Genomic DNA, 22,910 nt, shown 5'->3' with positions numbered 1-22,910 from the left:
GGGCTGAGGCGTGTTAAATAAGTATCCTTTATGGAAGAACCTGATGGTGATCATTATCATCGCCATCGGGGCTTTCTATGCCGTGCCTAACCTTTTTGGTGAGGATCACGCGGTACAAGTGGTGGGCACCCGCGGTGCGGATGTGACTGTCACGACCCAGACACAAGTGAACGACTTGCTGCAAAGCAAGGGTATAGGTGTCAAGCGTTCCGAGTTGGAAAACGGTCAGCTACTCGTCAGAGTCAACAATGCCGAACAGCAGTTGTTGGCCAAAGAAGCGATAGCAGAAGCCTTGGGTGACAAGTTCAGCGTAGCGTTGAACCTGGCACCGGCGACACCGGCCTGGCTCGAGTCACTCGGTGGTTCACCGATGAAATTGGGTCTTGACCTACGTGGTGGTGTGCACTTCCTGATGGAAGTGGACATGGGCGAAGCCATTCGCAAGATGGAAGAAGCCAAGATCGCCGATTTCCGCAGTCAACTGCGGGAAGAGGGGATCCGCTACTCGGGTGTCAAGGCTACGGCCAAAGGCATTGAGATCAAGTTCCGTGATGCCGAGAATCTGGCTAAAGCCGAGAGTTTCCTGAAGAGTCGCTCCAACGATATGGTGTTCAGCGACGCCAGCGAGGGCAATAACTTTGCCCTGATGGCCACCATGAGCGAAGTCTACCTCAAGCAGGTGAAAGAAGACGCTCTGTCGCAGAACATCACCACTATTCGTAACCGGGTGAACGAACTTGGGGTTGCTGAACCCGTAGTACAACGTCAAGGCGCCGAGCGCATTATCGTTGAACTGCCGGGGGTACAGGATACTGCTCGCGCCAAAGAGATCCTCGGGGCGACCGCTTCCATTGAATTCCATATGGTCGATGAGAAAGCCGACATGAATGCGGCGCAATCGGGCCGGGTGCCACCCGGCTCCGAGGTGTATCCACGTCGTGAAGGGGGTATTGCGGTATTGAAGAAAGAAGTGATGCTGACCGGTGATCATATTACCGGCGCTCAGCCAAGCTTCGATCAATACAGCCGGCCTCAGGTGAGTATCAGCCTGGACGCCAAGGGCGGGAATATCTTCTCCAACGTGACCAAAGACAACATCGGCAAGCCGATGGCGACCTTGTTTATCGAGTATAAGGACAGCGGTAAGCGTAACCCTGATGGCAGCGTGAAGATGGATAAGATCGAGGAAGTCATCTCTGTCGCGACCATTCAAGCCCGCCTCGGCCGTAACTTCGTTATCACGGGTCTGTCTCATGGCGAAGCCCAGAACCTGGCGTTGCTGCTGCGCGCCGGTGCGCTGATTGCACCTGTATCCATAGTGGAAGAACGTACCATAGGCCCAAGCCTGGGTGCCGAAAACATTGAAAACGGGATGCAGGCAATGCTCTGGGGTATGGCTGTGGTATTGATCTTTATGCTGATCTACTACCGCGCCTTTGGTGTTATTGCCAACCTGGCGCTGTGTGCAAACCTGATCATGGTGGTGGGTGTGATGTCGATGATCCCGGGCGCAGTACTGACGCTGCCGGGTATCGCCGGTATGGTGCTGACAGTGGGTATGGCGGTGGATGGCAACGTGCTTATCTATGAACGTATCCGTGAAGAGCTTCGCGCAGGTCGCAGTGTTCAGCAGGCTATTCATGAAGGTTATGGCAACGCGTTCTCCACCATTGCCGATGCCAACATTACCACCTTCATCACCGCACTTATCCTGTTCGCAGTGGGCAGCGGCGCCATTAAAGGCTTCGCCGTGACCCTGATGATAGGTATCGCGACATCCATGTTTACCGCTATTGTCGGTACCCGAGCGGTTGTAAACGCCATGTGGGGCGGCAAGCGCGTGAAGAAACTGTCGATCTGAGGAAGCTGATTATGTTGCAGATTTTATCAATTAAAGGCTCTATCAACTTCCTGCGTCATGCTCTGCCTATCAGTATTATGTCGGCAGTGTTGGTCGTAGCTTCTCTGACTTCCCTGGCAACCAAGGGGATCAATTGGGGGCTGGATTTTACCGGTGGCACCTCTGTCATCATGGAATTTAGCAAACCCGCTAACCTGGACGAGCTGCGTCTTGCCCTCGATACCGAACCGACCTCGGGTGCCGTGGTGCAAAACTTCGGCTCCAGTCGCGATGTGGTAGTGCGCCTGCAGGTGCGCGAAGACATCAAGAGCGACCTTCAGGTTAAGGAAGTTTTTGCCGCTGCTGCCAAGCAAGACCCGGCAGTGCAGCAAAAGAGCGTAGAATTTGTCGGCCCTCAGGTCGGTAAGGAATTGGCAGAGCAGGGTGGCCTGGCGGTACTGGTTGCGCTGATCTGTATTCTTATCTACGTCTCTTTCCGGTTTGAATGGCGTCTGGCTATGGGTTCGGTCGCCGCATTGGCGCACGACGTGATAGTGACGCTGGGGGTGTTCTCCTTCCTGCAGTTGGAGTTCGACCTGACGGTACTGGCAGGTTTGCTGACCGTGGTGGGGTACTCGCTCAACGATACTATCGTGGTGTTTGACCGTATTCGTGAGAACTTCCTCAAGATGCGTAAGGCAACACCTGTGGAAGTGGTGAATACCTCAATCACCCAGACCATGAGCCGTACCATTATCACTACCGGAACCACGCTTATTACTGTGGTAGCGCTGTTTCTCAAGGGGGGCACCCTGATCCACGGCTTTGCCACGGCATTGCTGATGGGGATTTTGGTGGGTACTTACTCCTCCATCTATGTGGCGAGTTTCCTGGCCATTAAACTTGGGATCAACCGCGAGCATATGATGCCGGTGGAAGTGGAGAAGGAAGGCGCCGATCAGCCTTCCATTATGCCCTGATAAACCGGGTAGAAAATAGCCACCTGCGGGTGGCTTTTTTGTGTCTGAGCATTACGGAGATAGCTCCGAGTTGGAATAAAACCTGAGTTTATGGCTCAAATATGCGCTTTTGTTATCAAAAGGTAAATTCACTTAATGCTGTCACTCGACAGTCCAGGCGTTTATCAGTAGCATGGGCTGCGGATCCTTCCACAGGATCCATTCCTTAATTTCTCTGCCGTGGCAGAGCCTAAAGTTGTAGGAAGAAACATGGAAGAACGAAAAGTCATGGTAGCCGGTGGTAATCTGCTGCAGGCCCATACCTGGAAGGGAATGCTGGAAACCTCAGGATTGAGGGTTGAGCTGCGCGGTGAAGCTCTGCTGGGCGGCGTGGGAGAGTTGCCGGTTGATATGCAAACCGTAGAGCTGTGGGTCCCGGAATCTCAGCGGGAGCAAGCACAATCACAATTGGCTAGTCTCGATGCCGATAGGCCTCAGTGGCAGTGCCTGCAATGTCATGAGTTCAACGACGCCAGTTTTGAACTTTGCTGGCAGTGTAGCGCCGAACGCAGCGAGTGCCATAATTAAGCTATCGATGGCAGGGCCCGGAGGTGACAAATGACAAATAGCCTTGATTTTACGGCCTTGGTTGAACAGGCCAGGGATCTGGTTCGAGAGTTAAGCATAGAAGAGTATCAGCATGATGATCGCTGGCAGCTCATTGATGTACGAGAAGATCATGAGTGGCTAAAAGATCGCCTGCCGCTGGCCAAGCATCTGTCCCGAGGCATACTGGAGCGGGATATTGGTAAGCGATTCCCGGACAAGTCAGCGGCGCTGCTACTCTACAGCGCCGGTGGGCAACGCGCTATACTGGCGGCATTGAGTTTGCAACGCTTGGGGTACCGGAATGTGGCTGCCCTTGACGGTGGTTATCGCGCCTGGTGTGCCCACGAACTGCCTTTGGTACAGGATTAATGCAGTATTTTCCTCTTTTTGTTGACACCTCACGCATAAGAGTGCTGTTGGTCGGTGGTGGTGAAGTGGCCAGCCGTAAACTGGATCTTTTGGCCAGAACTCAAGCTGAAATTCACCTTGTGGCGCCCAAGGTGAACGCCGAGGTGGAAGCCTATGCCGCCAGCGGACGGATTTGGCTGTCTCGCCGGGGCGTGGAAGATCGGGATCTTGCCGAGCGAGAGCTGGTTTATCTGGCTACAGCTGATAGTAATCTAAACCAAACCCTGGCGGCCAAGGCACGCGAGCTTGGTGCATGGGTCAATGTGGTTGATACCCCATCCGAGTGTGATTTTATCACGCCCTCCATCGTTGATAGAGGACGGCTGGTAATGGCCATCAGTACCGCCGGTGCCGCGCCTGTGTTTGCGAGAGACTTGAGAGCTAAACTTGAAACTCTGCTGCCGCCAAGCCTCAGCTCTTTGCTGGATTTTATTGCCGATCACAGAGAGGAAGTGCAGCAGCGCTTGCCTTCGGTGGATGCCAGGCGGCGCTTCTGGGAGCATTTTTTTAAGCTCAATGGTGACAGGTTTGATGCCAGCACCCGGGAGAATTTTGAGCTGAGTTTTGTCTCAGGCGAGGCGCAGGGAGAGTTATTGCTGCTGGCAGATGATTGCCATCTGCAGTTGTTGCCGCTGGCCGCGATGCCGATGCTGCAGCGGATAGACAGCCTGATAACAGATGGCGCCCCAACGGCTGAGTTACTGGAGCTTATCCGCCGGGACGCGTCACGCACAGCCCCCATGGCCGACAGTGCCCTGTTGGCATCCTATCAAGCCGGCATGCGGATGCTGCGTCTGGCCGACGCAAACGAAGTCGCCAGGCTCAAAGCGGCGTTCCCATTCGCCAAACATTTGCGCCCCGGCGCTATTTAAACCCTTTATTTCCTTATTGAGGCTGCATCTGCCTCCTATCACAGAGAAGTTATCATGGCCTTGAAGGCGAGTATTTTTAAAGTTCAGCTCAGTATTGCTGATATGGACCGGCATTATTATCAGGATCATCAGCTGACCATTGCCCAACATCCGTCGGAAACCGACGAGCGTATGATGGTGCGTTTGTTGGCTTTTGCGCTCAACGCTTCTGACAGTTTGGCCTTCAGCAAGGGTTTATGTGTTGATGATGAACCCGAACTTTGGGATCGCGAGCTTAACGGTGATATTCGTTTGTGGGTCGAGTTTGGCCAGAGCGATGAAAAATGGCTGCGCAAGGCTAGCGGCCGTGCCGACGAAGTGCAGCTGTTTGCTTATGGTGGCCGCAGCGTGCCGGTATGGTGGCAACAGAATCAACATGCCTTTAACCGTTATGCCAACCTTAAGGTGTGGGAGATACCCGAAGAGCAGGTGAAGGAGATGGCGCAGTTGGTCAGCCGTTCAATGAAACTGGGCTGCAATATCAGCGACGGGATTATTTATCTGAGCAGCGACAGTGCCAGCGTGATGGTAGAACCTAAAGTGTTGAAGCCCTTGGCATTGTGATTGGCTCGGTTGCTGCGAATCGTTTTACATAACAAGAGCCGCCTCAAAAGGGCGGCTCTTGGTTTATGCAACGTTTTACCTCCAGAGCTTAACCTTCTTCTGGGAGTATTTCATCGACCTCGTTGCGGCCCTTGGTCTTTATTATCACCAGGGCGGTTATCAGCAGAGTCACCACTATGCCGCTGATGGTGGATACTGTCATTGGCAGACCTGCGCCCAGGGTACTGGAGTTGAGCAGGAAGCTTATCACCACTGTGGTCATAAACATCGCCGGAATGGTACAGATCCAGTGCAGCTTGTTGTGGCGTAGCAGGTAGGCTGAAGCTGTCCATAGCATCATCACTGCAGTGGCTTGGTTGGCGACCCCGAAGTAGCGCCAAATGACACCGAAGTCCACTTGGGTCAGTATGGCCCCTATGATGAACAGCGGAATTGCCAACATCAGTCGCTTGGGCATCTCAGTCTGAGGCATATTGAAGTACTCAGATAAGATCAGCCGGGCGGAGCGGAAGGCGGTATCGCCGGAGGTGATAGGCAGAATGATTACCCCAAGCACCGCCATGAAGCCACCGACTGCACCGAGAAGGCCGGTTGAGGCGCTGTAAACCACGTTGGCAGGGTTGCCGTCCATGCCGGCTTTCAGTCCCTCGACACCGTCGAAGAAAGACAGAGCCACGGCACACCAGATAAGGGCAATGATACCTTCGCCTATCATGGCACCGTAGAACACGAAGCGGCCATTGGATTCATTTTCAACACAGCGTGCCATCAGTGGGGACTGCGTCGCATGGAAACCTGACACGGCACCACAGGCGATGGTGATGAAGAGCGCTGGCCACAACGGGGCATTGTCAGGGTTCAGGTTCTGCAGAAAGTCACCGGCTTCAAAGCCCGGCAACAGAGTATGTTCACTGGACAGGATTATGGCTATGGTCAAACCGATAGACATGAACAGCAGTAAGGCGCCGAAGAAGGGATAGAGGCGACCTATAATTTTGTCTACCGGCACTATGGTGGCAATCAGGTAGTAAACGAAGATAATGCCGACAAACAGACCGACGCTGCCGCCGGTAAGCTTACCGAGCAAGCCGGCAGGAGCCGAGATAAATACCACACCTACCAACAACAGCAGTATGATGGCGAAGATGTTCATAAAGTTCTTGGCGCCTTTACCAAGGTACTTACCCGCCAGGTTAGGCACTGACTGACCGCCGTTACGTACCGACAGCATGCCGGAGAAGTAGTCGTGCACCGCACCGGCAAAGATACAGCCGATAACAATCCACAACATGGCCGCCGGGCCGTATAGCGCCCCCAGAATAGGACCGAAAATAGGCCCCACGCCGGCAATATTTAACAATTGGATAAGGTAGACCTTGCCCTTGGACATGGGCACATAGTCAACACCGTCTGTTTGGGCGTAGGCGGGTGTTTGTCTTTTATTGTTGATCCCGAATATTTTTTCTACAAAAGTACCGTAGATGAAGTAGCCGCCAATCAATAGACCGACACACAGCAAAAACCACATCATAGTTGTAATCTCCCCGATTTGAGTTGACGCAATTGTAAACACTTTGGTTACAAGGCCCAGCGGGAACTGGGTCAGCGGTCAAAAGTCGGGGGTGAGCGGTTATCTAGGCCGCTGAGCGGTTGTTAGCTTGTGCTTTACTGATAACCAAACAGCTGCTTCAGTGGCTTGAGAAAGCGCCTAGATACCGGGATCTTGGCGCCGCTGCGAGTGGTGACTTCGGCGCCTGTTTCCAGCAGTTCTATTTCGGCAATGGCCTTGGGGGCCACCAGATACTGGCGATGACATCTGAGCAGCGGGGTTTTTTCTTCCAGCAGTTTCAGTGTTAACTGGGTATGAACCTTTTCTCTGGCGGTCGCAACATGCACTCCACCGAGATCGCTGAAGACAAACTCTACCTCAGTGACCGGGATCACCTTGAGACGGTTGCCGCTGAAACAAGGAAGGTGTTCCAGTTGTTGCGGTGCTATGGCTGACAGCGACTGAGGTCTGAGATCCCGGCGCAGCTTATCCAGGGTCTGACTGAGGCGCTTCTCATCCAAGGGTTTGAGCAGATAGTCGAAGGCATGGTTATCGAAGGCCTTGACGGCAAATTCATCGTAGGCAGTAACAAATACCACTCTGGGCATATTGTCGGGATCCAGCATGGCGATAAGCTCCATGCCACTGATCCTCGGCATTTGAATATCCAGGAACAGTAACTGAGGCTTGAGCTTGGCTATCGCCTGCATGGCCTCAATGGCGTTGCCACATTGACCGAGAATTTCAATGTCGCCGGCCTGAAGCAGCAGCTCGGCCAACTCTTCACGGGCAAAAGGTTCGTCATCGACAATAAGACAAGTGATCACAGGGCTGTTTCCGTTATAGGTAGATGTATGCTGACTCTAGTGTAACTGTCACGTTGATATTCGACACTGACGCCATAATCGGGGCCGAAGAGATTTTGTATTCTTTTATGCACCAGATTCATCCCCAGGCCATCGGATTCTTCGGCGGGTTGATAAAGCCCTGCATTGTCGGTGACTTCCAGTATGAGTCTGTCATCTGTGCGGCGGCCTTCTACCTGAATACGGCCAGTGTCTATCAGATGCGAAGTGCCATGTTTGACAGCATTTTCTATGATGGGCTGCAGGGTAAAGGCCGGTACTCTGATGGTCAGCAGAGATTCGGGTATGGCGATATCCACCTCGAGCTTATCAATGAAGCGGGCTTTTTCTATGGTGAGATAGGCTTCGATATGCTCGAGTTCATCTCCCAGGGTCACCAGGCCGGCAGTACGCTTGAGGTTAATCCGTAAAAACTGACTCAGCTGTTGTAGCAAGGTTCTGGCCATGGGCGGATCGCGACGTATGATGGCACCTATGGTATTGAGCGCGTTGAACAGAAAATGTGGGTTAACCTGAGCCTGCAACAGTTTGAGTTCCGCCTGGGTGAGCAGGTTTTGTTGCTGCTCGAAACGGCCGTAGAGAATCTGGTTCGACAGCAGGCGGGCGATCCCTTCTCCCAAGGTGCGGTTGATGTTGAGAAACAGCTTATTCTTGGGTTCATACAGTTTAATGGTGCCTATGACCTCGTTGTCACTGCGAAGTGGGATCACCAAACTGGAACCCAGTTTACAGTTGGGGGAAATGGAACAGGCATAGGGAACTTCCACCCCATCGGCAAACATAACCTTGTTCTGGTGTATGGCATCCAGGGTTATTTGGGACGATATCAAGGTGCCGGGCAAGTGGTGGTCGGCACCTATGCCGATAAAGGCCAGGAGTTTTTCCCTGTCCGTGATGGCCACTGCGCCGACATTGGTTTCCTCTATGACTATCTTGGCAACCTGAGTACTGGTTTCCTCGTTGAAGCCGGAGCTCAAGAGCCCCACACTGCGTTCGGCAATTTTCAGCGCCTTGGTGGAAAAGCTGGAGGAGAGCTTATCGAACATGGTTTTTTGATCCCGTACCATGCTCATAAACAGGGCCGCACCTATGGAGTTGACCAGCAACATGGGCGGAGCTATTTGACGCACCAGCCCCCAAGCTTCATCAAAGGGTTCAGCCAGCAGCAAGATAATGCTCATCTGCATCATCTCGGCATAAAAGGTGATAAGACACACCAGAATGGGATTGAATACCAACTCGGCCTTGCCTTGACGGCGCAGATAATAGCTGAACATCCCGGCCGATAAACCTTCCAAGGTAGTGGAAACCGCGCAGGCCAGATCGGTGAATCCACCGAGACTGTATCTGTGTAAGCCGCCGGTCAAGCCGACCAGCAAACCCGTCGTTGGGCCACCGAGCAGGCCACCGAGTACTGCACCCATGGCGCGGGTATTGGCGATAGCGCCATGGGTTTGCTCACCGAAATAGGTTGCCATGATGCAAAAGCCGGAAAACACCAGATAGAGAAAGATCTTATGGGGCAGGCGGGTCGATGCTTCGGTAAACAACTTGAACAAAGGGGTCTTGCTGACCAGATAAACGATCACCAAATACAGGCTCATCTGCTGTGTAAGCAATAGAATAAGGGACATGACAACTCCTCTTGCACAAGCAAACAACCGCCAAAACGACAAACAAGTTGCGTTAAATCAGGGAATACTGCAGCAAAATCCGTTAAAAATCGACTGCGACTCATAGTTTTGTGGAGGATACATGAATTCGTCGGTACATGGCCATCAGGTGTTGCAGTTGTTGCTGGAACAAACCGCTCCCATTAAACGGGACGATCTCAAGGCTTTGATGCAGGAGCGTTTCGGTAGAGACGCCCGCTATCATACCTGCAGCGCCGAGGGAATGGACGCAGAGGCTTTGCTCAACTTTCTGGCCGCCAAGGGTAAATTTATCGAATCATCTCAGGGGCTGAGCACCCTTGAGAGCAAAATTTGTCGTCACTGAGTTTCATTCGCCTGATCTTTGGCAATCATTTCGGCTTGGGCTTTGTCGCTTAGACTGTGAAAGTTACGAATGAAGATACGCAGCAGTTTGGACTTGGCAATACCAGTCTTGCGGGCAATGTTGTCCAGTTGACTAATGCTGGCTTCAGTCAGGGTAAAAGTTGCATGGCGATAGAGACGGGTTGATTTTTTATCCAGTCCCGTTCGAGATTTGGCCAAAGAGCTCCCACCTAAGCGACTGGGTTTTCCATGGGCGTAGTTATTGGCATCTTCGATGAAATCGTCGACAGAGACCTTTTTGGCCTTGGGTTTGATCTTGTGACGTTTGAGATCAGTTAAGCTCATAAGAGTTTTCCGGCGGGATGGATAACAGCTCGTCGGCAATATTGCGTATCTCCTCGGCGGCTTTTCCATCGGGCTCAATTTCGATGACCGAGGAGCCTTTTTCTTCACTGTCATCATAGATATTGCGGCTAAAAGTGACCGAGTCCAGCGCCCTCAGACCGAACGACTTTACTACATCTTTCGCTTCCAGAATGCGTTTGAACTGTGAAGGCAGCGCCGGACATTGAGTCAACACTATTGTTGCCACCATCTTGGGGTTGACCATCTTACAGGTGCTGAGCATATCTTCCATATGGGGCAAGGTTTTTAAATCACGCCGCTTGGGTCTCAAAGGGATCACCACATAACTGGCCACCGACATGGCGGCCCGCATTGCCAGGTTATCCTGGCCACCGCAGTCGACTATCACATAGTCGAAGCGTTCATCCAGGCTCAGGAGATCGTTACGGATCTTGCCGTAGAGCTGGATACAGTTGATCGCAGGCAGGGAAGGGTCATTGTTGCGGGCCTGGATCCAGTCGGATGTGGTGCGCTGGGGGTCACAGTCGACCATTAACACGTTGGCCCGATATTTCTGGGTAATGTGTACAGCCAGATTTTGGGCCAGACAGCTCTTGCCACTACCCCCTTTCTCTCCGCCTACGAGCAGTATCATGGATTTTCTCCCCGTGTCCTTGGTACTTAAGTTGATGTAAAGTATAGAACACCCCGGATACTACGTCGGGGTCTAGATAAGTTGCATGGCGATGTGAAAACGCTTTGGGTTGATTTCGCTGCAACGGCACACCTGTCCCTTGATGGTATTTTGTGAATCGGTTCCTGCATGGAAGGTTACAGATACCAGTTCTCCCAAGGTAAAGGGCTGATGGTATTCAAACAGAACTCCCCGTCTGGACAGATCGATACAGATGCCATCGTCATTGAGTTCATCACCCGCTTTATTTATCCAATGAAGCCTGATCCGCTCCGCCTCCAGATCGACCCGCAATGATCTGCGTCTTTCGATAAAGTCATCCAGATTTTCATCCATGGCAGTCCCCTTAAGTTCAATGGATAGTAGGCCGTTATCCCATATTTACTAGGTTTGAGTCTCTCGAGGCTGTGGATGCGGAAACGGCTCTGGACATGTGTCCTGACAACTCTGATTTAGCGTATTTGCACCATACATTTTCATTATCGATGTGAGAATCAAACCCTATGTAAATGGGGTAAGTGTTTTAAAAATAGCATAGATTTGTCGATAGCTAGGGTCAGTTCTAAAGAGCAGATAAAAAAGAACCCGGCGTCTGCCGGGTTCCAGTTAGTTGTCATACTCTTGATTCTTGGGGTAGGGCATTTTTAACTGTCCCCAGCGGATCACTATCACGGTTGCGGCAAGTACCAAGGTTGAGATTGAAATGGCCACTATGCGCCAGTCTTCCATCGATTTCATGTCCAGGATGAGATAACGGGCCAAAGCTACTATTGCGATATAGAGTGGCATACGCACAGGTAACTTGCCGGATTCGGCATAATTGGCCACCATAGCCAGCACTTCCAGATAAATAAATAGCAGCAGTAGATCGGCAAGGGCCACAGCGCCCATTTTGAAGATATGCACTATCTCCTGGCCAATGGCGACGACTGTGGCAATGGCAATAACAAACAAGACCAGATGTTCGACGGCTTTAAGGCTCTTAGAGCCGTATTGGCGATACAGTTCCATGAAAACTCCCTGAAATCATTTCCTAAATAGTATCAGTAAATTTCCAGTTCGCCGCGAAATCTGTGTGATAGCTTTCACAGAACCTTTAACCGGGGCGGCCATCCAACCTCGCTCGGCAAAGAATTGGCGCGTAAAGCACTATAAAAGTGGTAAATGCCAATAGCCAGCAGAGAATCGCGCCCATAAGTAAGATTTGACTTAGCTGAGGCACAATGGCTGCCGCGACCCTCAAGGCTGCAGCCAGTAACATTAAGCCAAAGGCGGGGATCATAGGCCAGGCAATCTGCAATGGTCTGCCGGAATGCCCCAGAGATACCCTTGCCATCATAGCCAAGATCATTCCACCCATACCGCCAACGGTCAGAGCATGAAACCCCAACATCATCTGGCCGCTGACACCAATAATCAGCAGTCCTATCGGAATACACAGGTAACTTAAATGCAGTGACCATAGCAGTGGTACCTTGAGGCTGGCATGCCAGCCCCAGCGTGCCCAGCGCAACAACAGTACTGTGCCAGCCAGCAAGGCCAATGTTTGTGTCAACCAGGAATAGGGTAAAAACAAGCTGATCAGCATGAGAATCAAAGAGGCGAAGCTAAGTGCCTCGAGTACAGGGCTTGGCGCCCCGCGCTTGAAATCTGTGGCGCGTTCGGTAAAGAAGGGGATCACCCTGCCGCCGAGCAGGGCCATCAGAATAACGATCAACAAGGCTGCGGCCTGCAGTGCCTTTTGTGCCAACCCTGGCTGTTCAAGGCCGAGATAAGAGAGGACGTTGGCGCCGAAGAGCAACAGCAGCAGCGGCACAAACACCAGGTTACGCCACTGTTTGACTCGAATAACGGCTAAACCGAGTAGTAGCGCCGTGATCGGGAAGAAGGCCAGATCCAGCAGCATGACCCAGGTAAAAGGAATTGTGTCGGCATCGAGCAAGAGTAGTCTGGGAGCCAGCCATAGACACCAGAGCAGCAGTAAAGGCCAGCCTCTTATGCCGGGGATCCCTGTCCAGTTTTGAACTGCTGTTAACAAAAAGCCCGCGATAACAGCGCCGGTGAAACCGAATAACATTTCGTGACCATGCCACCACAGGGGATTGGCGTGGAACGTCAGTTGGGTTTGACCACTGAGCAAGGCTCCCCAAAGCAAGAGCGACAACAAGCCGAACAGGCTGGCGCCGAGAAAAAAAGGCCTGAAGCCCAAACGAAAGAGCGCCAGCGGAAACTGCTTGTTGACCGGTTCATCGATGTTGAGGATGCTGCCTCGGATGTTGCGAGTGCCGGATTTGCTCATAGTCTTGCCTCAAATACCCAAACAAAATACTCGGGTATTTTAAGGTGTAATGTAAATGCATGTAAATACATCCAAAGAGTTATCTGCTTGAAGGGTAGGGGGAAGATACTCATCCTTGGTTATTTCGGCTTGGCTCGTCCAACGCCTTATTGATTAATCCCGGTTTGAGCAAATCTTGATTGCATCAAGCAAGGGGCGAATGGACTGAGGTTGGCTTCACTTTCGCGGCACCCAGGTATAAAAAAAACCGCCATAAGGCGGTTTTCTCTATTTAATTAAGCACCTTGCTTAATAACTTACTTCAGAGCGTCGCTCAACAGAGGACGGAAGCGTTTGACCAGCAGGCTGGTGGCTTTAGGCGCACCGGCAACTATGTGGCCGGAGAGCAGGTAGTTGTGACCGCCACTGAAGTCGGTAACTGTACCACCGGCTTCACGAACAATCAGATCGCCGGCGGCGATATCCCAAGGCTTGAGGCCCAGTTCGAAGAAGGCGTCTACACGACCGGCGGCTACATAAGCCAGATCCAGAGCGGCAGAGCCGGCGCGGCGTAAGTCGGCACTCAGAGAGAAAGCTTCGCCAAACAGTTTCATATAAGTTTCGGTGTGCTGACGGGCCTTGAAAGGGAATCCAGTGGCAACCAGGCTTCCACCCAGATCGTTGACATTGTTTACTCGCAGACGGAAATCATTCAGCTTGGCCCCTTTACCGCGGACGGCGCTAAACAGTTCATCGCGAACGGGATCATAAACAACGGCAACTTCAGTTTTGCCCTTGTACTGCATGGCGATAGAAACGGCGAAGTGAGGTACACCATTAACAAAGTTATTGGTGCCGTCCAGAGGATCAACAATCCACAGATAATCTTGGTTGGTGCCGCGGTTTTCGCCATTTTCCTCACCCACTATACTGTGGTCTGGATAGGACTTGCGGATCTGATAGATAATTGCTGCTTCTGCTTCCTTGTCTACACTGGTCACAAAATCGTTGACACCTTTGGCATCGACTTCAATACGGTCGAGTTCGGTGTAGGCACGCATAATAGTTTGGCCCGCAGCGCGAGCAGCGCGCACGGCAATAGTCAGCATCGGATGCATTGCAATCCCCTGGATGTTAAAGAACGGACAAAAATTCGGCGCAGATTATACCCTAGTTGACGCCGATATCAAATGGCGATTTTTCTATAAGCAAAAAAATATGCCTGTGGTACCATCCGCCTCCTGATTTTTTATTTTTGAAGTTGTTCCATGCTCTCCAATATTCGTGTCGTCCTGGTAGGTACCACGCATCCCGGCAATATAGGTTCTGTGGCCAGGGCCATGAAAACAATGGGATTATCCAACCTTTATCTAGCGGAGCCAAAAGCTGAACCAGACGGTCAGTCCATAGCGCTTGCCGCCGGCGCCTCTGATATTCTCAAACATCTGGTCAAAGTCGACAGCCTGGAAGAGGCAATTAAAGACTGCAGTCTGGTGATTGCCACCAGTGCCCGCAGTCGCACACTCGACTGGCCCGTGCTTGAACCCCGTGAGGCGGGCAGCAAATTGGCGCTTGAAAGTTGCCAGGGGCCTGTCGCTATTGTCTTTGGCCGTGAAAGCCATGGCTTGAGCAACGAAGAGTTGCAAAAATGCCACTATCATGTGTGTATCCCCGCCAACCCGGAATACAGCTCACTCAACCTGGCTCAGGCGGTGCAGCTTATCTGCTATGAAACGCGGGTGGCCTGGTTGGAGAAACATCAACAAGCCGAGCAGGAGCTGGTCGAGTATCCCAGCAGTGAAGATCATGAGCGCTTTTTTGAACATCTGGAACGGACACTGCAAAAAACCGGCTTTATCATTAAGAATCATCCGGGACAGGTGATGATTAAGCTGAGGCGCCTGTTTACCCGGGCCAGAATCGAAACGCAGGAGATGAATATACTGCGCGGGATCCTGACATCGGTAGAAAAAAAGGTCGACAGTAAAGAAGAGTAATCCGAGGAATCAAGATGGGTGTGATAGCCAGACTGAAAGAGGACATAGGATCCATTTATCACAGGGATCCTGCGGCGCGGGGCACATTGGAGATATTGCTCAACTATCCGGGAATGCAGGCCATTTGGCTGCATCGTATCAGCCATAAACTGTGGAAGGCCAATTGGTGTTTTCTGGCGCGCTGTCTGTCTACTTTTTCCCGTTGGCTTACCGGGGTGGAAATACACCCGGGCGCAACCATAGGTAGGCGATTTTTTATTGACCATGGCATGGGAGTCGTGATTGGCGAAACAGCCGAAATTGGTGATGACTGCACTCTTTATCACGGGGTGACTCTGGGGGGCACCACCTGGCAAGCCGGCAAACGTCATCCGACCTTGGGCAATAACGTGGTTATAGGCGCAGGAGCCAAGGTGCTTGGCCCCATTACTATGCATGATGGGGCTCGTGTTGGTTCCAACTCTGTGGTGGTTAAAGATGTGCCCAAGGACACTACCGTTGTGGGCATTCCTGGCCGGGCCGTCACTGTTGCATCGGCTCAATCCAAGGAAACCAGTGCCCGCCGCAGTGCCATGGCCAAGAAGTACGGTTTTGATGCCTACGCCGTTTCTCCCGATAATCCAGACCCTGTTGCCAATGCCATAGGCCAGATGCTGGATCATATGCATTTGATGGACTCCAAAGTACAGGAAGTTTGTCAGGCGGTTCAGAAAATGGGCGGTAGTGTCTGTACTGAACGTCTGCCTGAGTTGGATGTGGGCGAGTTCAGTGATGCCGAAACTGCTGCGGCACAAAAGCGTCAACAGTCAATGGATGAGTTTGATCCCATTATCTGATACTCGATGACCATTTTATCGGCTTTTGCCATTGAATAATCGTGGCGAAAAAGGTTAAATACCCCACCAAGCAGACAGGGTATTCAACCTGATTTATGAACCACAATACCCGAGTAAACAAGTAGGATTTATACTTGACTAAATTGCTCGGGTATGTTGAAATTCCCACATACCTGTTTGGGAGCCGTGGTCGTTTTATGAAACTTACATCTAAGGGTCGCTACGCAGTGACAGCCATGCTGGACGTGGCCATACATTCGGCGCAGGGGCCGGTACCGCTGGCAGATATTTCCGAGCGCCAGGGGATTTCCCTTTCTTATCTAGAACAACTCTTTGCCAAACTGAGAAAGCAGGGCTTGGTTGCCAGTGTGCGCGGTCCCGGTGGTGGTTATCGCCTCGGACTGGAAGCCAATGACATCTCGGTGGGCATGGTGGTACATGCGGTAGATGAATCTGTCGATGCCACCCGCTGTCAAGGCCAGGGGAATTGCCAAAGTGGCACCCGCTGTCTGACGCATTCGCTCTGGGGTGACCTGAGCAAACAGATTTCTGACTTTTTAAATGGCATCAGCCTTGCTGCACTGATGCAGAAACGAGATGTACAGTTTATCTCGGTAAAGCAAGACAAGATGCAGCAGGAGCAGAGAGTCAGCGCTTGAGCTGATCCTCTGTTGGATATAAAAACGAATAATGTACGTTGTATGTAGCCTCGGCCGAGACTGCGAAGTACGGAGTGTGTAATGAAGCTTCCTATCTATTTGGATTATGCCGCAACAACGCCTGTAGACCCCCGGGTTGCAGACAAAATGGTACAGTACATGACAATGGACGGTGTATTCGGTAACCCCGCATCCCGTTCACACCGCTACGGCTGGCAGGCCGAAGAAGCAGTGGATATCGCCCGTAACCAAGTCGCGGAGTTGATCAATGCCGATCCCCGTGAAATTGTGTTTACTTCAGGTGCCACCGAATCTGACAACCTGGCTATCAAAGGTGTTGCCCACTTCTACCAGAAGAAGGGTAAACACATCATCACCAGCAAGACTGAGCACAAGGCAGTACTGGATACTTGTCGTCAGTTGGAGCGTGAAGGTTTCGAGGTCACTTATCTGGAGCCTGCAGCCAACGGCATTATTCCCATGGAGCGCCTGGAAGCGGCCATGCGTGACGACACCATTCTTGTCAGCATCATGCATGTCAACAACGAGATTGGTGTGATCCACGATATCGATGCCATCGGCGAACTGTGCCGTAGCAAAGGCATCATCTTCCATGTGGATGCTGCCCAGAGTGCCGGTAAACTGCCTATCGATATTCAAAAGACCAAGGTCGACCTCATGTCTATCTCGGGTCACAAGATGTATGGCCCCAAAGGCATAGGTGCCCTGTATGTGCGCCGTAAGCCTCGTATTCGTCTGGAAGCACAGATGCACGGCGGTGGTCATGAGCGTGGTATGCGCAGCGGCACCCTGGCGACTCACCAAATTGTGGGTATGGGCGAAGCAGCAGCCATTGCCAAAGCCGATATGGAAAAAGATAACGAACGTATTCGCTATCTGCGCGACAAGCTGTGGAACGGTATCAAAGATATTGAAGAAACCTATCTCAATGGTGATATGGAGCAGCGTGCCTGTGGCAGCTTGAACGTCAGCTTTAACTATGTGGAAGGCGAGTCGCTGATGATGGCGCTCAAGGACTTGGCCGTATCTTCCGGCTCGGCCTGTACTTCTGCCAGTCTTGAACCCAGCTATGTGCTGCGTGCCCTGGGACTGAATGACGAGATGGCGCACAGCTCAATCCGTTTCTCCATCGGTCGTTTCACTTCCGAGGAAGAGATCGACTACGCAATCGAAACCATTAGAAACTCTATTGGCAAACTGAGAGAAATGTCACCACTTTGGGAAATGTTCAAAGATGGTGTGGACCTCAACCAGGTGCAGTGGGCACACCACTGATCCCCGCGGATAGATGAATTTGGAGCAGTATCATGGCTTACAGTGAAAAAGTGATAGATCATTACGAGAACCCGCGTAACGTAGGTTCTTTCGACAAGAACGACCCATCCGTAGTAACAGGTATGGTGGGTGCGCCCGCCTGTGGTGACGTGATGAAGCTGCAGCTCAAGATTGATGAACAGGGCATTATTGAAGATGCTCGCTTCAAGACTTATGGCTGTGGCAGCGCCATCGCATCAAGCTCCTTGGTGACTGAATGGGTTAAAGGCAAGTCCATTGAGGAAGCGGCCGCCATCAAGAACACGGATATTGCAGAAGAGTTGGCTCTGCCACCTGTGAAAATCCACTGTTCGATTCTGGCCGAAGACGCCATCAAGGCGGCTCTGGAAGAGTACAAGTCCAAGCAAGCTAAATAACGCCAGGAGTTAAGATGGCTATTACTATGACGCCTGCCGCCGCCGAGCGTGTCCGTGCCTTCCTCAGCAACAGAGGAAAAGGTATAGGTTTGCGTTTGGGGCTCAAAACTTCAGGCTGCAGCGGGATGGCTTACGTTCTGGAATTTGTCGACGAACTCAATGAAGATGATGAGGTATACAACATAGATGGTGTTAACATCATCATAGATGCCAAGAGCTTCATCTATCTTCAGGGGATCGAGCTGGACTTTGTCAAGGAAGGACTCAACGAAGGCTTTAAATTCAATAACCCTAACGCCAAAGGTGAGTGTGGTTGCGGTGAGAGCTTCACGGTTTGAGTTCCACCGCCGCCTGAGAGTATATGAATTATTTCGAGCTGTTTGATTTAACTCCCTCCTTTGATGTGGACACCGCCGAGCTGGCCAGTCGCTATCGCGATTTGCAGCGGGCGGTGCATCCCGACAAGTTTGCCAACGCCAGTGAACAGCAAAAGCTGTTGGCCATTTCCCGCACTGCCCAGATCAACGACGCCTTTCAGACCCTGAAAGATCCTATCCGTCGAGCCGAACATATGTTGGCGCTCAAAGGTGTAGATATCAGTCACGAAACCACTACGGTTAAAGACACCGCCTTTTTGATGCAGCAGATGGAATGGCGTGAAGCGCTGGAGGAAATTGGTCAGGGCGCTGATGCCCAGAGTGATATTGATGAACTCGATGCTTCATTCGCGGCTTATCGTAAGCAGGTGACTGAGCTGCTGCGCAACCAACTTCACAGTTCCACAGAGGCCGACGCAATTGCCGCGGCAGATCAAGTCCGTAAGTTGAAGTTTATGGCAAAATTGCAGGATGAACTGCAGCGGGCCCAGGATGCGCTGTTCGACTGAATTCGCTTTCGGCCTTAAAGCATATTCCTACGGTTGGCTCAATTTCTGATTGAGCCAACTTTTTAAACACAAGATGGAAGACTATGGCACTTTTGCAGATTGCTGAACCCGGCCAAATGGCCGCTCCTCATCAACACAGATTAGCCGCCGGGATAGACTTGGGTACCACCAACTCCCTGGTTGCTGCGGTTCGCAGCGGCGAGACCAGTACACTGGCCGACGAGCAAGGTCGGCATTCATTGCCATCTGTGGTGCACTATGGCGAGCAGGGCGTCCGAGTAGGTCACGATGCCCTGGCCGATTCGGCCAAGGATCCTGAAAACACCATAGTGTCGGTGAAGCGCTTCATGGGCCGTTCTTTGGCCGATGTACAAAGCGGTGAGCAAGCTTTCCCCTATCATTTTGAGGCCAGTGAAAACGGCCTGCCATTGTTTGTCACCCGCACAGGTAAAATAAATCCGGTTCAGGTGTCTGCCGAGGTATTGCGCCCCTTGATTGCCCGCGCCGAGTCCACTCTGGGTGGACCATTGGAAGGCGTGGTTATCACAGTGCCTGCTTATTTTGATGATGCCCAGCGTCAGGGAACCAAAGATGCGGCAGCCTTGCTTGGCATTAAGGTGTTACGCCTGCTCAATGAGCCGACGGCGGCCGCCATCGCCTATGGTCTGGACTCGGGTCAGGAAGGCGTTATTGCTGTCTATGACTTGGGCGGCGGCACCTTTGATATTTCTATTTTGCGTCTCAACCGCGGCGTATTTGAAGTCTTGGCGACCGGCGGCGACTCGCGTCTGGGTGGTGATGACTTTGATGAACTGCTGCAAGGCTTACTGCGTGAACGCATGGCGCTGGAGTCGCTTTCCAGCCAGGAAGCACGGCAGTTGCTGATGGAAGCCCGGCGGGTAAAAGAAGCGCTGACCGATAGCGACAGCACTATTGCTAAGCTGACACTGCAAGACGGTAGTGAGCGTGAAGCCGAAGTGAGTCGCAGTGAGTTTGACCAGTTGATAAACACGCTGGTGAAGAAAACCATTCAAGGTTGCCGCAAGGCTTTGCGTGACGCCGGAGTGGATGCCGACGAGGTGCTGGAAACCGTGATGGTTGGTGGCTCTACCCGGGTGCCGCTGGTGCGGGAAATGGTCGGTGACTTCTTTGGTAAGACGCCGCTGACGTCTATTGACCCGGATCGCGTGGTCGCCATAGGCGCTGCGGTACAGGCCGATATTCTGGTGGGTAACAAGCCTGACTCGGATCTCTTGCTGCTGGATGTGATCCCGCTGTCGCTCGGCATTGAAACCATGGGCGGTTTGGTGGAGAAAGTGATCCCGCGTAACACCACCATTCCGGTGGCCAGAGCCCAGGAATTTACCACCTTTAAAGACGGTCAGAGCGCCATGGCGTTTCATGTGGTGCAAGGTGAACGTGAGCTGGTGGCCGATTGCCGCTCTCTGGCACGCTTTACTCTCAAGGGCATTCCACCATTGGCCGCCGGCGCGGCGCATATTCGGGTGACCTTCCAGGTCGATGCCGATGGTTTACTCAGCGTCACTGCCATGGAGAAGTCTACCGGGGTGCAGTCCAGCATCCAGGTTAAGCCTTCCTTCGGCCTGAGTGATACTGAAATTGCCGGAATGCTTAAAGACTCGATGCAGAATGCCAAAGAGGATATTGAGCTGAGAATGCTCACAGAGCAGCGAGTGGAAGCGGCCAGAGTGCTGGAATCGCTGCACTCGGCGCTGGCTAAAGATGGCGAACTTCTCAGCCAAGAGGAACGTGCTCTGGTTGACAGCGCTATGGCTGACTTGAATGAAACTGCCGCCAATGGTGATGTTGATGCCATCAAGGCGGCGATAGAAGCGGTGGATGCGCAGACCCAGGAGTTTGCCGCCAGACGCATGGACAATTCGATTCGGACCGCACTGAAGGGTCAGTCGGTCGATAACATATAGGTGAGACTATGCCACAGATAGTATTTTTGCCCCATGAAGAACTGTGTCCAGAGGGCGCAGTGGTTGAGGCAGAGGTGGGTGAATCCATTTTGGATGTCGCGCTGAAAAACGGCATCAACATAGAGCATGCCTGTGAGAAATCCTGTGCCTGTACCACCTGCCATGTGATAGTGCGTGAAGGTTTCGATGATCTCGAACCCAGCGATGATCTGGAAGACGACATGCTGGACAAGGCCTGGGGCCTGGAGCCCGAAAGCCGTCTGTCTTGTCAGGCCAAGGTGGTTGAAACCGATATGGTGGTCGAAATCCCTAAATACACAGTCAACATGGTCAGTGAGGGCTAAGGAAGGTCCGAACAAGTCCTTGTGGCCTTCTCTTTTGTAGAGAGTGGCTTGCACAGCAATTGGCGTTCAAGGCATCTTCCCTAAGTGCTGACATCTTTTGAGAACCGGCCCCAAGTGGCCGGTTTTTTATTGCTATGCTTGGCATGCAGAGATTGATTTCCAATACGGCAGGCGTATGATGCGCTGTCTTTTTCACTCTTCGGGATACTGACCGGGATGCAGATTGCAATTTTGTCACAGAACAAAACCTTATATTCCACGCGCCGTTTGGTGGAGGCTGCCCAAGAACGGGGTTATCAGGTGCAGGTGATCAATCCGCTGGAATGCTACATGAATATCAGCATGCAGCAGTCCAGTATCCATATCGGGGGCGTTGAATTGCCGTCCTTCGATGCGGTGATCCCGAGGATAGGCGCCGGCATTACCTTCTACGGTACGGCTGTAGTGCGTCAGTTCGAAATGATGTCGACCTATACACTCAATAGTTCCATGGGGATCTCTCGCTCGAGGGATAAGCTGCGCTCCATGCAGTTACTGTCCCGCAAAGGCATAGGGCTGCCGGTGACAGGTTTTGCCAATAAGCCCAGCGATATTCCGGACCTTATTGATATGGTCGGTGGCGCACCCTTGGTGATTAAACTCTTGGAAGGTACTCAAGGTATAGGGGTGGTACTGGCCGAAACCCGCAAGGCCGCCGAGAGCGTGATTGAGGCCTTTATGGGCCTTAAGGCCAACATCATGGTGCAGGAATATATCAAAGAGGCTCAAGGAGCCGATATCCGCTGTTTTGTACTCGGCGACAAGGTAATTGCTGCCATGAAACGCCAGGCTCTGCCGGGAGAGTTTCGCTCCAACCTGCACAGGGGCGGCACGGCAACCTTGGTGAAGTTATCCCCTGAGGAGCGTTCAATCGCGGTGCGCGCCGCCAAAACCATGGGGCTGAATGTCGCAGGCGTGGATATTTTGCGTTCCAACCACGGCCCCGTGGTGATGGAGGTCAATTCATCCCCTGGACTCGAAGGGATTGAAGCCGCTACCGGCAAAGATGTTGCCGGCGCCATCATAGAGTTTATTGCCAAGCAGAAGCGTAAGAGTAAGGCGCCCAGTGAAGCCTGATTTCACCGATGGAAAGTATTAATCAAAGCTATAAAGCCTTCTTCTGCGGCGCTATACTCAAAGTCAGTACTTACCAGAAGCAGGAGTAACCATGGGGCTCAAGTGGATAGATTCATTGGACTTGGCTTTGGAGCTGCTGGAAGCGCATCCTGATGTGGATCCACAGCAACTGCATTTTCCTGAACTTTACGAGTGGATATTGGCGTTGGAAGCCTTCGATGATGATCCCAAACGCTGCAGTGAGAAAATTCTCGAAGCCGTGCAGCAATGCTGGATAGAGGAAAAGTAACACTCTCTGGCGGAAAACAGATCTCGGTCAAATTATCACCATCACGAGTCATCTATAGTTATTTGGTTAATAAATTGTTGATCCCTGTTTTTCCGGAGATGAGTC

27 protein-coding genes are annotated in these 22,910 nt (G+C 52.1%); 18 read left to right on the top strand and 9 right to left on the bottom strand.

Going from position 1 to position 22,910, the window contains the following annotated elements:
• Positions 1-10: 10 nt before the first annotated feature.
• The 6 genes from secD (at position 11) to SIL79_RS19455 (ending at position 5,291) form a co-directional block, all read left to right on the top strand.
• Complete coding sequence (gene secD, locus SIL79_RS19480) at positions 11-1,861, top strand: protein translocase subunit SecD (RefSeq protein ID WP_039033823.1); 1,851 nt, start codon at positions 11-13, stop codon at positions 1,859-1,861.
• An 11-nt stretch (positions 1,862-1,872) separates the two neighbouring features.
• Positions 1,873-2,820, top strand: a complete 948-nt coding sequence (gene secF, locus SIL79_RS19475; RefSeq protein WP_039033824.1) for a protein translocase subunit SecF — start codon at positions 1,873-1,875, stop codon at positions 2,818-2,820.
• 249 nt (positions 2,821-3,069) lie between these two features.
• Positions 3,070-3,387: a putative signal transducing protein gene (locus SIL79_RS19470; protein ID WP_039033825.1), complete on the top strand. Its 318-nt coding sequence runs from the start codon at positions 3,070-3,072 to the stop codon at positions 3,385-3,387.
• Positions 3,388-3,417: 30 nt separating this feature from the next.
• Entirely contained in the window at positions 3,418-3,777 is a 360-nt protein-coding gene (locus tag SIL79_RS19465) for a rhodanese-like domain-containing protein (protein WP_039033826.1), read from the top strand.
• A complete protein-coding gene (locus SIL79_RS19460) occupies positions 3,777-4,688 on the top strand; it encodes a precorrin-2 dehydrogenase/sirohydrochlorin ferrochelatase family protein (RefSeq protein WP_071476479.1) in 912 nt (303 codons plus the stop codon). The genes SIL79_RS19465 and SIL79_RS19460 overlap by 1 nt, the downstream gene beginning before the upstream one ends.
• 54 nt (positions 4,689-4,742) lie before the next feature.
• Complete coding sequence (locus SIL79_RS19455; RefSeq protein ID WP_039033828.1) at positions 4,743-5,291, top strand: YaeQ family protein; 549 nt, start codon at positions 4,743-4,745, stop codon at positions 5,289-5,291.
• 88 nt (positions 5,292-5,379) lie between these two features.
• On the opposite strand, the gene SIL79_RS19450 is transcribed toward SIL79_RS19455, so the two are convergent.
• The 3 genes from SIL79_RS19450 to SIL79_RS19440 form a co-directional block, all read right to left on the bottom strand.
• A complete protein-coding gene (locus SIL79_RS19450; protein WP_039033829.1) occupies positions 5,380-6,822 on the bottom strand; it encodes a carbon starvation CstA family protein in 1,443 nt (480 codons plus the stop codon).
• Positions 6,823-6,956: 134 nt separating this feature from the next.
• Positions 6,957-7,667, bottom strand: a complete 711-nt coding sequence (btsR, locus tag SIL79_RS19445; protein WP_039033830.1) for a two-component system response regulator BtsR — start codon at positions 7,665-7,667, stop codon at positions 6,957-6,959.
• The gene (locus SIL79_RS19440) at positions 7,664-9,340 is read right to left on the bottom strand and encodes a sensor histidine kinase (protein WP_039033831.1); all 1,677 of its coding nucleotides are present in this window, start codon (positions 9,338-9,340) and stop codon (positions 7,664-7,666) included. The genes btsR and SIL79_RS19440 overlap by 4 nt, the downstream gene beginning before the upstream one ends.
• Before the next feature lie 121 nt (positions 9,341-9,461).
• On the opposite strand from SIL79_RS19440, the gene SIL79_RS19435 reads away from it, so the two are divergent.
• The gene (locus tag SIL79_RS19435; RefSeq protein ID WP_071476478.1) at positions 9,462-9,704 is read left to right on the top strand and encodes a YecH family metal-binding protein; all 243 of its coding nucleotides are present in this window, start codon (positions 9,462-9,464) and stop codon (positions 9,702-9,704) included.
• Here SIL79_RS19435 and SIL79_RS19430 read toward each other — a convergent pair.
• From SIL79_RS19430 to suhB, 6 genes are all read right to left on the bottom strand, one after another.
• Complete coding sequence (locus SIL79_RS19430) at positions 9,698-10,048, bottom strand: replication protein RepA (RefSeq protein ID WP_039033833.1); 351 nt, start codon at positions 10,046-10,048, stop codon at positions 9,698-9,700. The genes SIL79_RS19435 and SIL79_RS19430 overlap by 7 nt on opposite strands.
• Positions 10,035-10,703: an AAA family ATPase gene (locus SIL79_RS19425; RefSeq protein ID WP_039033834.1), complete on the bottom strand. Its 669-nt coding sequence runs from the start codon at positions 10,701-10,703 to the stop codon at positions 10,035-10,037. Before SIL79_RS19425 ends, SIL79_RS19430 begins: the two co-directional genes overlap by 14 nt.
• Positions 10,704-10,775: 72 nt before the next feature.
• Positions 10,776-11,078 carry a PilZ domain-containing protein gene (locus tag SIL79_RS19420; RefSeq protein ID WP_039033835.1) on the bottom strand — a complete coding sequence of 101 codons (303 nt, stop codon included), beginning with the start codon at positions 11,076-11,078 and terminating at the stop codon, positions 10,776-10,778.
• 270 nt (positions 11,079-11,348) lie between these two features.
• A complete protein-coding gene (locus SIL79_RS19415) occupies positions 11,349-11,753 on the bottom strand; it encodes a phosphate-starvation-inducible protein PsiE (RefSeq protein ID WP_039033836.1) in 405 nt (134 codons plus the stop codon).
• Positions 11,754-11,838: 85 nt separating this feature from the next.
• Positions 11,839-13,005: an NnrS family protein gene (locus SIL79_RS19410; protein ID WP_162206715.1), complete on the bottom strand. Its 1,167-nt coding sequence runs from the start codon at positions 13,003-13,005 to the stop codon at positions 11,839-11,841.
• A 332-nt stretch (positions 13,006-13,337) separates the two neighbouring features.
• Entirely contained in the window at positions 13,338-14,138 is an 801-nt protein-coding gene (gene suhB / locus SIL79_RS19405; protein ID WP_039033837.1) for an inositol-1-monophosphatase, read from the bottom strand.
• Positions 14,139-14,288: 150 nt separating this feature from the next.
• Here suhB and trmJ point away from each other — a divergent pair, with 150 nt between their 5' ends.
• From trmJ to iscX, 11 genes are all read left to right on the top strand, one after another.
• Positions 14,289-15,017 (top strand): tRNA (cytosine(32)/uridine(32)-2'-O)-methyltransferase TrmJ, encoded by a 729-nt coding sequence (gene trmJ / locus SIL79_RS19400; protein ID WP_039033838.1) that lies wholly within the window; start codon positions 14,289-14,291, stop codon positions 15,015-15,017.
• Between the two features lie 14 nt (positions 15,018-15,031).
• Positions 15,032-15,853, top strand: coding sequence for a serine O-acetyltransferase (cysE, locus tag SIL79_RS19395; protein ID WP_039033839.1), 822 nt, complete (start codon positions 15,032-15,034; stop codon positions 15,851-15,853).
• A gap of 197 nt (positions 15,854-16,050) precedes the next feature.
• Positions 16,051-16,512 (top strand): Fe-S cluster assembly transcriptional regulator IscR, encoded by a 462-nt coding sequence (gene iscR, locus SIL79_RS19390; RefSeq protein ID WP_025011489.1) that lies wholly within the window; start codon positions 16,051-16,053, stop codon positions 16,510-16,512.
• 81 nt (positions 16,513-16,593) lie between these two features.
• Positions 16,594-17,808: an IscS subfamily cysteine desulfurase gene (locus SIL79_RS19385; protein ID WP_039033840.1), complete on the top strand. Its 1,215-nt coding sequence runs from the start codon at positions 16,594-16,596 to the stop codon at positions 17,806-17,808.
• Positions 17,809-17,840: 32 nt separating this feature from the next.
• A complete protein-coding gene (iscU, locus tag SIL79_RS19380) occupies positions 17,841-18,224 on the top strand; it encodes a Fe-S cluster assembly scaffold IscU (protein WP_039033841.1) in 384 nt (127 codons plus the stop codon).
• 14 nt (positions 18,225-18,238) lie between these two features.
• Entirely contained in the window at positions 18,239-18,562 is a 324-nt protein-coding gene (gene iscA, locus SIL79_RS19375) for an iron-sulfur cluster assembly protein IscA (RefSeq protein WP_025011492.1), read from the top strand.
• A gap of 23 nt (positions 18,563-18,585) precedes the next feature.
• Positions 18,586-19,110: a co-chaperone HscB gene (hscB, locus tag SIL79_RS19370; protein WP_039033842.1), complete on the top strand. Its 525-nt coding sequence runs from the start codon at positions 18,586-18,588 to the stop codon at positions 19,108-19,110.
• An 83-nt stretch (positions 19,111-19,193) separates the two neighbouring features.
• Positions 19,194-21,056, top strand: a complete 1,863-nt coding sequence (gene hscA, locus SIL79_RS19365; RefSeq protein ID WP_039033843.1) for a Fe-S protein assembly chaperone HscA — start codon at positions 19,194-19,196, stop codon at positions 21,054-21,056.
• Positions 21,057-21,064: 8 nt separating this feature from the next.
• Positions 21,065-21,400 (top strand): ISC system 2Fe-2S type ferredoxin, encoded by a 336-nt coding sequence (fdx, locus tag SIL79_RS19360; protein ID WP_039033844.1) that lies wholly within the window; start codon positions 21,065-21,067, stop codon positions 21,398-21,400.
• Between the two features lie 216 nt (positions 21,401-21,616).
• Positions 21,617-22,516: a 30S ribosomal protein S6--L-glutamate ligase gene (gene rimK, locus SIL79_RS19355; RefSeq protein WP_071476477.1), complete on the top strand. Its 900-nt coding sequence runs from the start codon at positions 21,617-21,619 to the stop codon at positions 22,514-22,516.
• A 91-nt stretch (positions 22,517-22,607) separates the two neighbouring features.
• Positions 22,608-22,805 carry a Fe-S cluster assembly protein IscX gene (gene iscX / locus SIL79_RS19350; protein WP_039033846.1) on the top strand — a complete coding sequence of 66 codons (198 nt, stop codon included), beginning with the start codon at positions 22,608-22,610 and terminating at the stop codon, positions 22,803-22,805.
• Positions 22,806-22,910: the final 105 nt, after the last annotated feature.

The organism is Shewanella indica, from assembly GCF_033842865.1.
GTDB lineage: Bacteria > Pseudomonadota > Gammaproteobacteria > Enterobacterales > Shewanellaceae > Shewanella > Shewanella indica.
Note: the sequence above shows the minus strand (reverse complement) of the source record. Positions and strands in the feature narration are given on the sequence as shown.

Coding starts and splice junctions, on each gene's coding strand:
- secF (WP_039033824.1), top strand. CDS start 1,873: ATGTTGCAGATTTTATCAATTAAAGGCTCTATCAACTTCCTGCGTCAT.
- SIL79_RS19470 (WP_039033825.1), top strand. CDS start 3,070: ATGGAAGAACGAAAAGTCATGGTAGCCGGTGGTAATCTGCTGCAGGCC.
- SIL79_RS19465 (WP_039033826.1), top strand. CDS start 3,418: ATGACAAATAGCCTTGATTTTACGGCCTTGGTTGAACAGGCCAGGGAT.
- SIL79_RS19460 (WP_071476479.1), top strand. CDS start 3,777: ATGCAGTATTTTCCTCTTTTTGTTGACACCTCACGCATAAGAGTGCTG.
- SIL79_RS19455 (WP_039033828.1), top strand. CDS start 4,743: ATGGCCTTGAAGGCGAGTATTTTTAAAGTTCAGCTCAGTATTGCTGAT.
- SIL79_RS19450 (WP_039033829.1), bottom strand. CDS start 6,822: ATGATGTGGTTTTTGCTGTGTGTCGGTCTATTGATTGGCGGCTACTTC.
- SIL79_RS19440 (WP_039033831.1), bottom strand. CDS start 9,340: ATGTCCCTTATTCTATTGCTTACACAGCAGATGAGCCTGTATTTGGTG.
- SIL79_RS19435 (WP_071476478.1), top strand. CDS start 9,462: ATGAATTCGTCGGTACATGGCCATCAGGTGTTGCAGTTGTTGCTGGAA.
- SIL79_RS19430 (WP_039033833.1), bottom strand. CDS start 10,048: ATGAGCTTAACTGATCTCAAACGTCACAAGATCAAACCCAAGGCCAAA.
- SIL79_RS19425 (WP_039033834.1), bottom strand. CDS start 10,703: ATGATACTGCTCGTAGGCGGAGAGAAAGGGGGTAGTGGCAAGAGCTGT.
- SIL79_RS19420 (WP_039033835.1), bottom strand. CDS start 11,078: ATGGATGAAAATCTGGATGACTTTATCGAAAGACGCAGATCATTGCGG.
- SIL79_RS19415 (WP_039033836.1), bottom strand. CDS start 11,753: ATGGAACTGTATCGCCAATACGGCTCTAAGAGCCTTAAAGCCGTCGAA.
- suhB (WP_039033837.1), bottom strand. CDS start 14,138: ATGCATCCGATGCTGACTATTGCCGTGCGCGCTGCTCGCGCTGCGGGC.
- trmJ (WP_039033838.1), top strand. CDS start 14,289: ATGCTCTCCAATATTCGTGTCGTCCTGGTAGGTACCACGCATCCCGGC.
- cysE (WP_039033839.1), top strand. CDS start 15,032: ATGGGTGTGATAGCCAGACTGAAAGAGGACATAGGATCCATTTATCAC.
- iscR (WP_025011489.1), top strand. CDS start 16,051: ATGAAACTTACATCTAAGGGTCGCTACGCAGTGACAGCCATGCTGGAC.
- SIL79_RS19385 (WP_039033840.1), top strand. CDS start 16,594: ATGAAGCTTCCTATCTATTTGGATTATGCCGCAACAACGCCTGTAGAC.
- iscU (WP_039033841.1), top strand. CDS start 17,841: ATGGCTTACAGTGAAAAAGTGATAGATCATTACGAGAACCCGCGTAAC.
- iscA (WP_025011492.1), top strand. CDS start 18,239: ATGGCTATTACTATGACGCCTGCCGCCGCCGAGCGTGTCCGTGCCTTC.
- hscB (WP_039033842.1), top strand. CDS start 18,586: ATGAATTATTTCGAGCTGTTTGATTTAACTCCCTCCTTTGATGTGGAC.
- hscA (WP_039033843.1), top strand. CDS start 19,194: ATGGCACTTTTGCAGATTGCTGAACCCGGCCAAATGGCCGCTCCTCAT.
- fdx (WP_039033844.1), top strand. CDS start 21,065: ATGCCACAGATAGTATTTTTGCCCCATGAAGAACTGTGTCCAGAGGGC.
- rimK (WP_071476477.1), top strand. CDS start 21,617: ATGCAGATTGCAATTTTGTCACAGAACAAAACCTTATATTCCACGCGC.
- iscX (WP_039033846.1), top strand. CDS start 22,608: ATGGGGCTCAAGTGGATAGATTCATTGGACTTGGCTTTGGAGCTGCTG.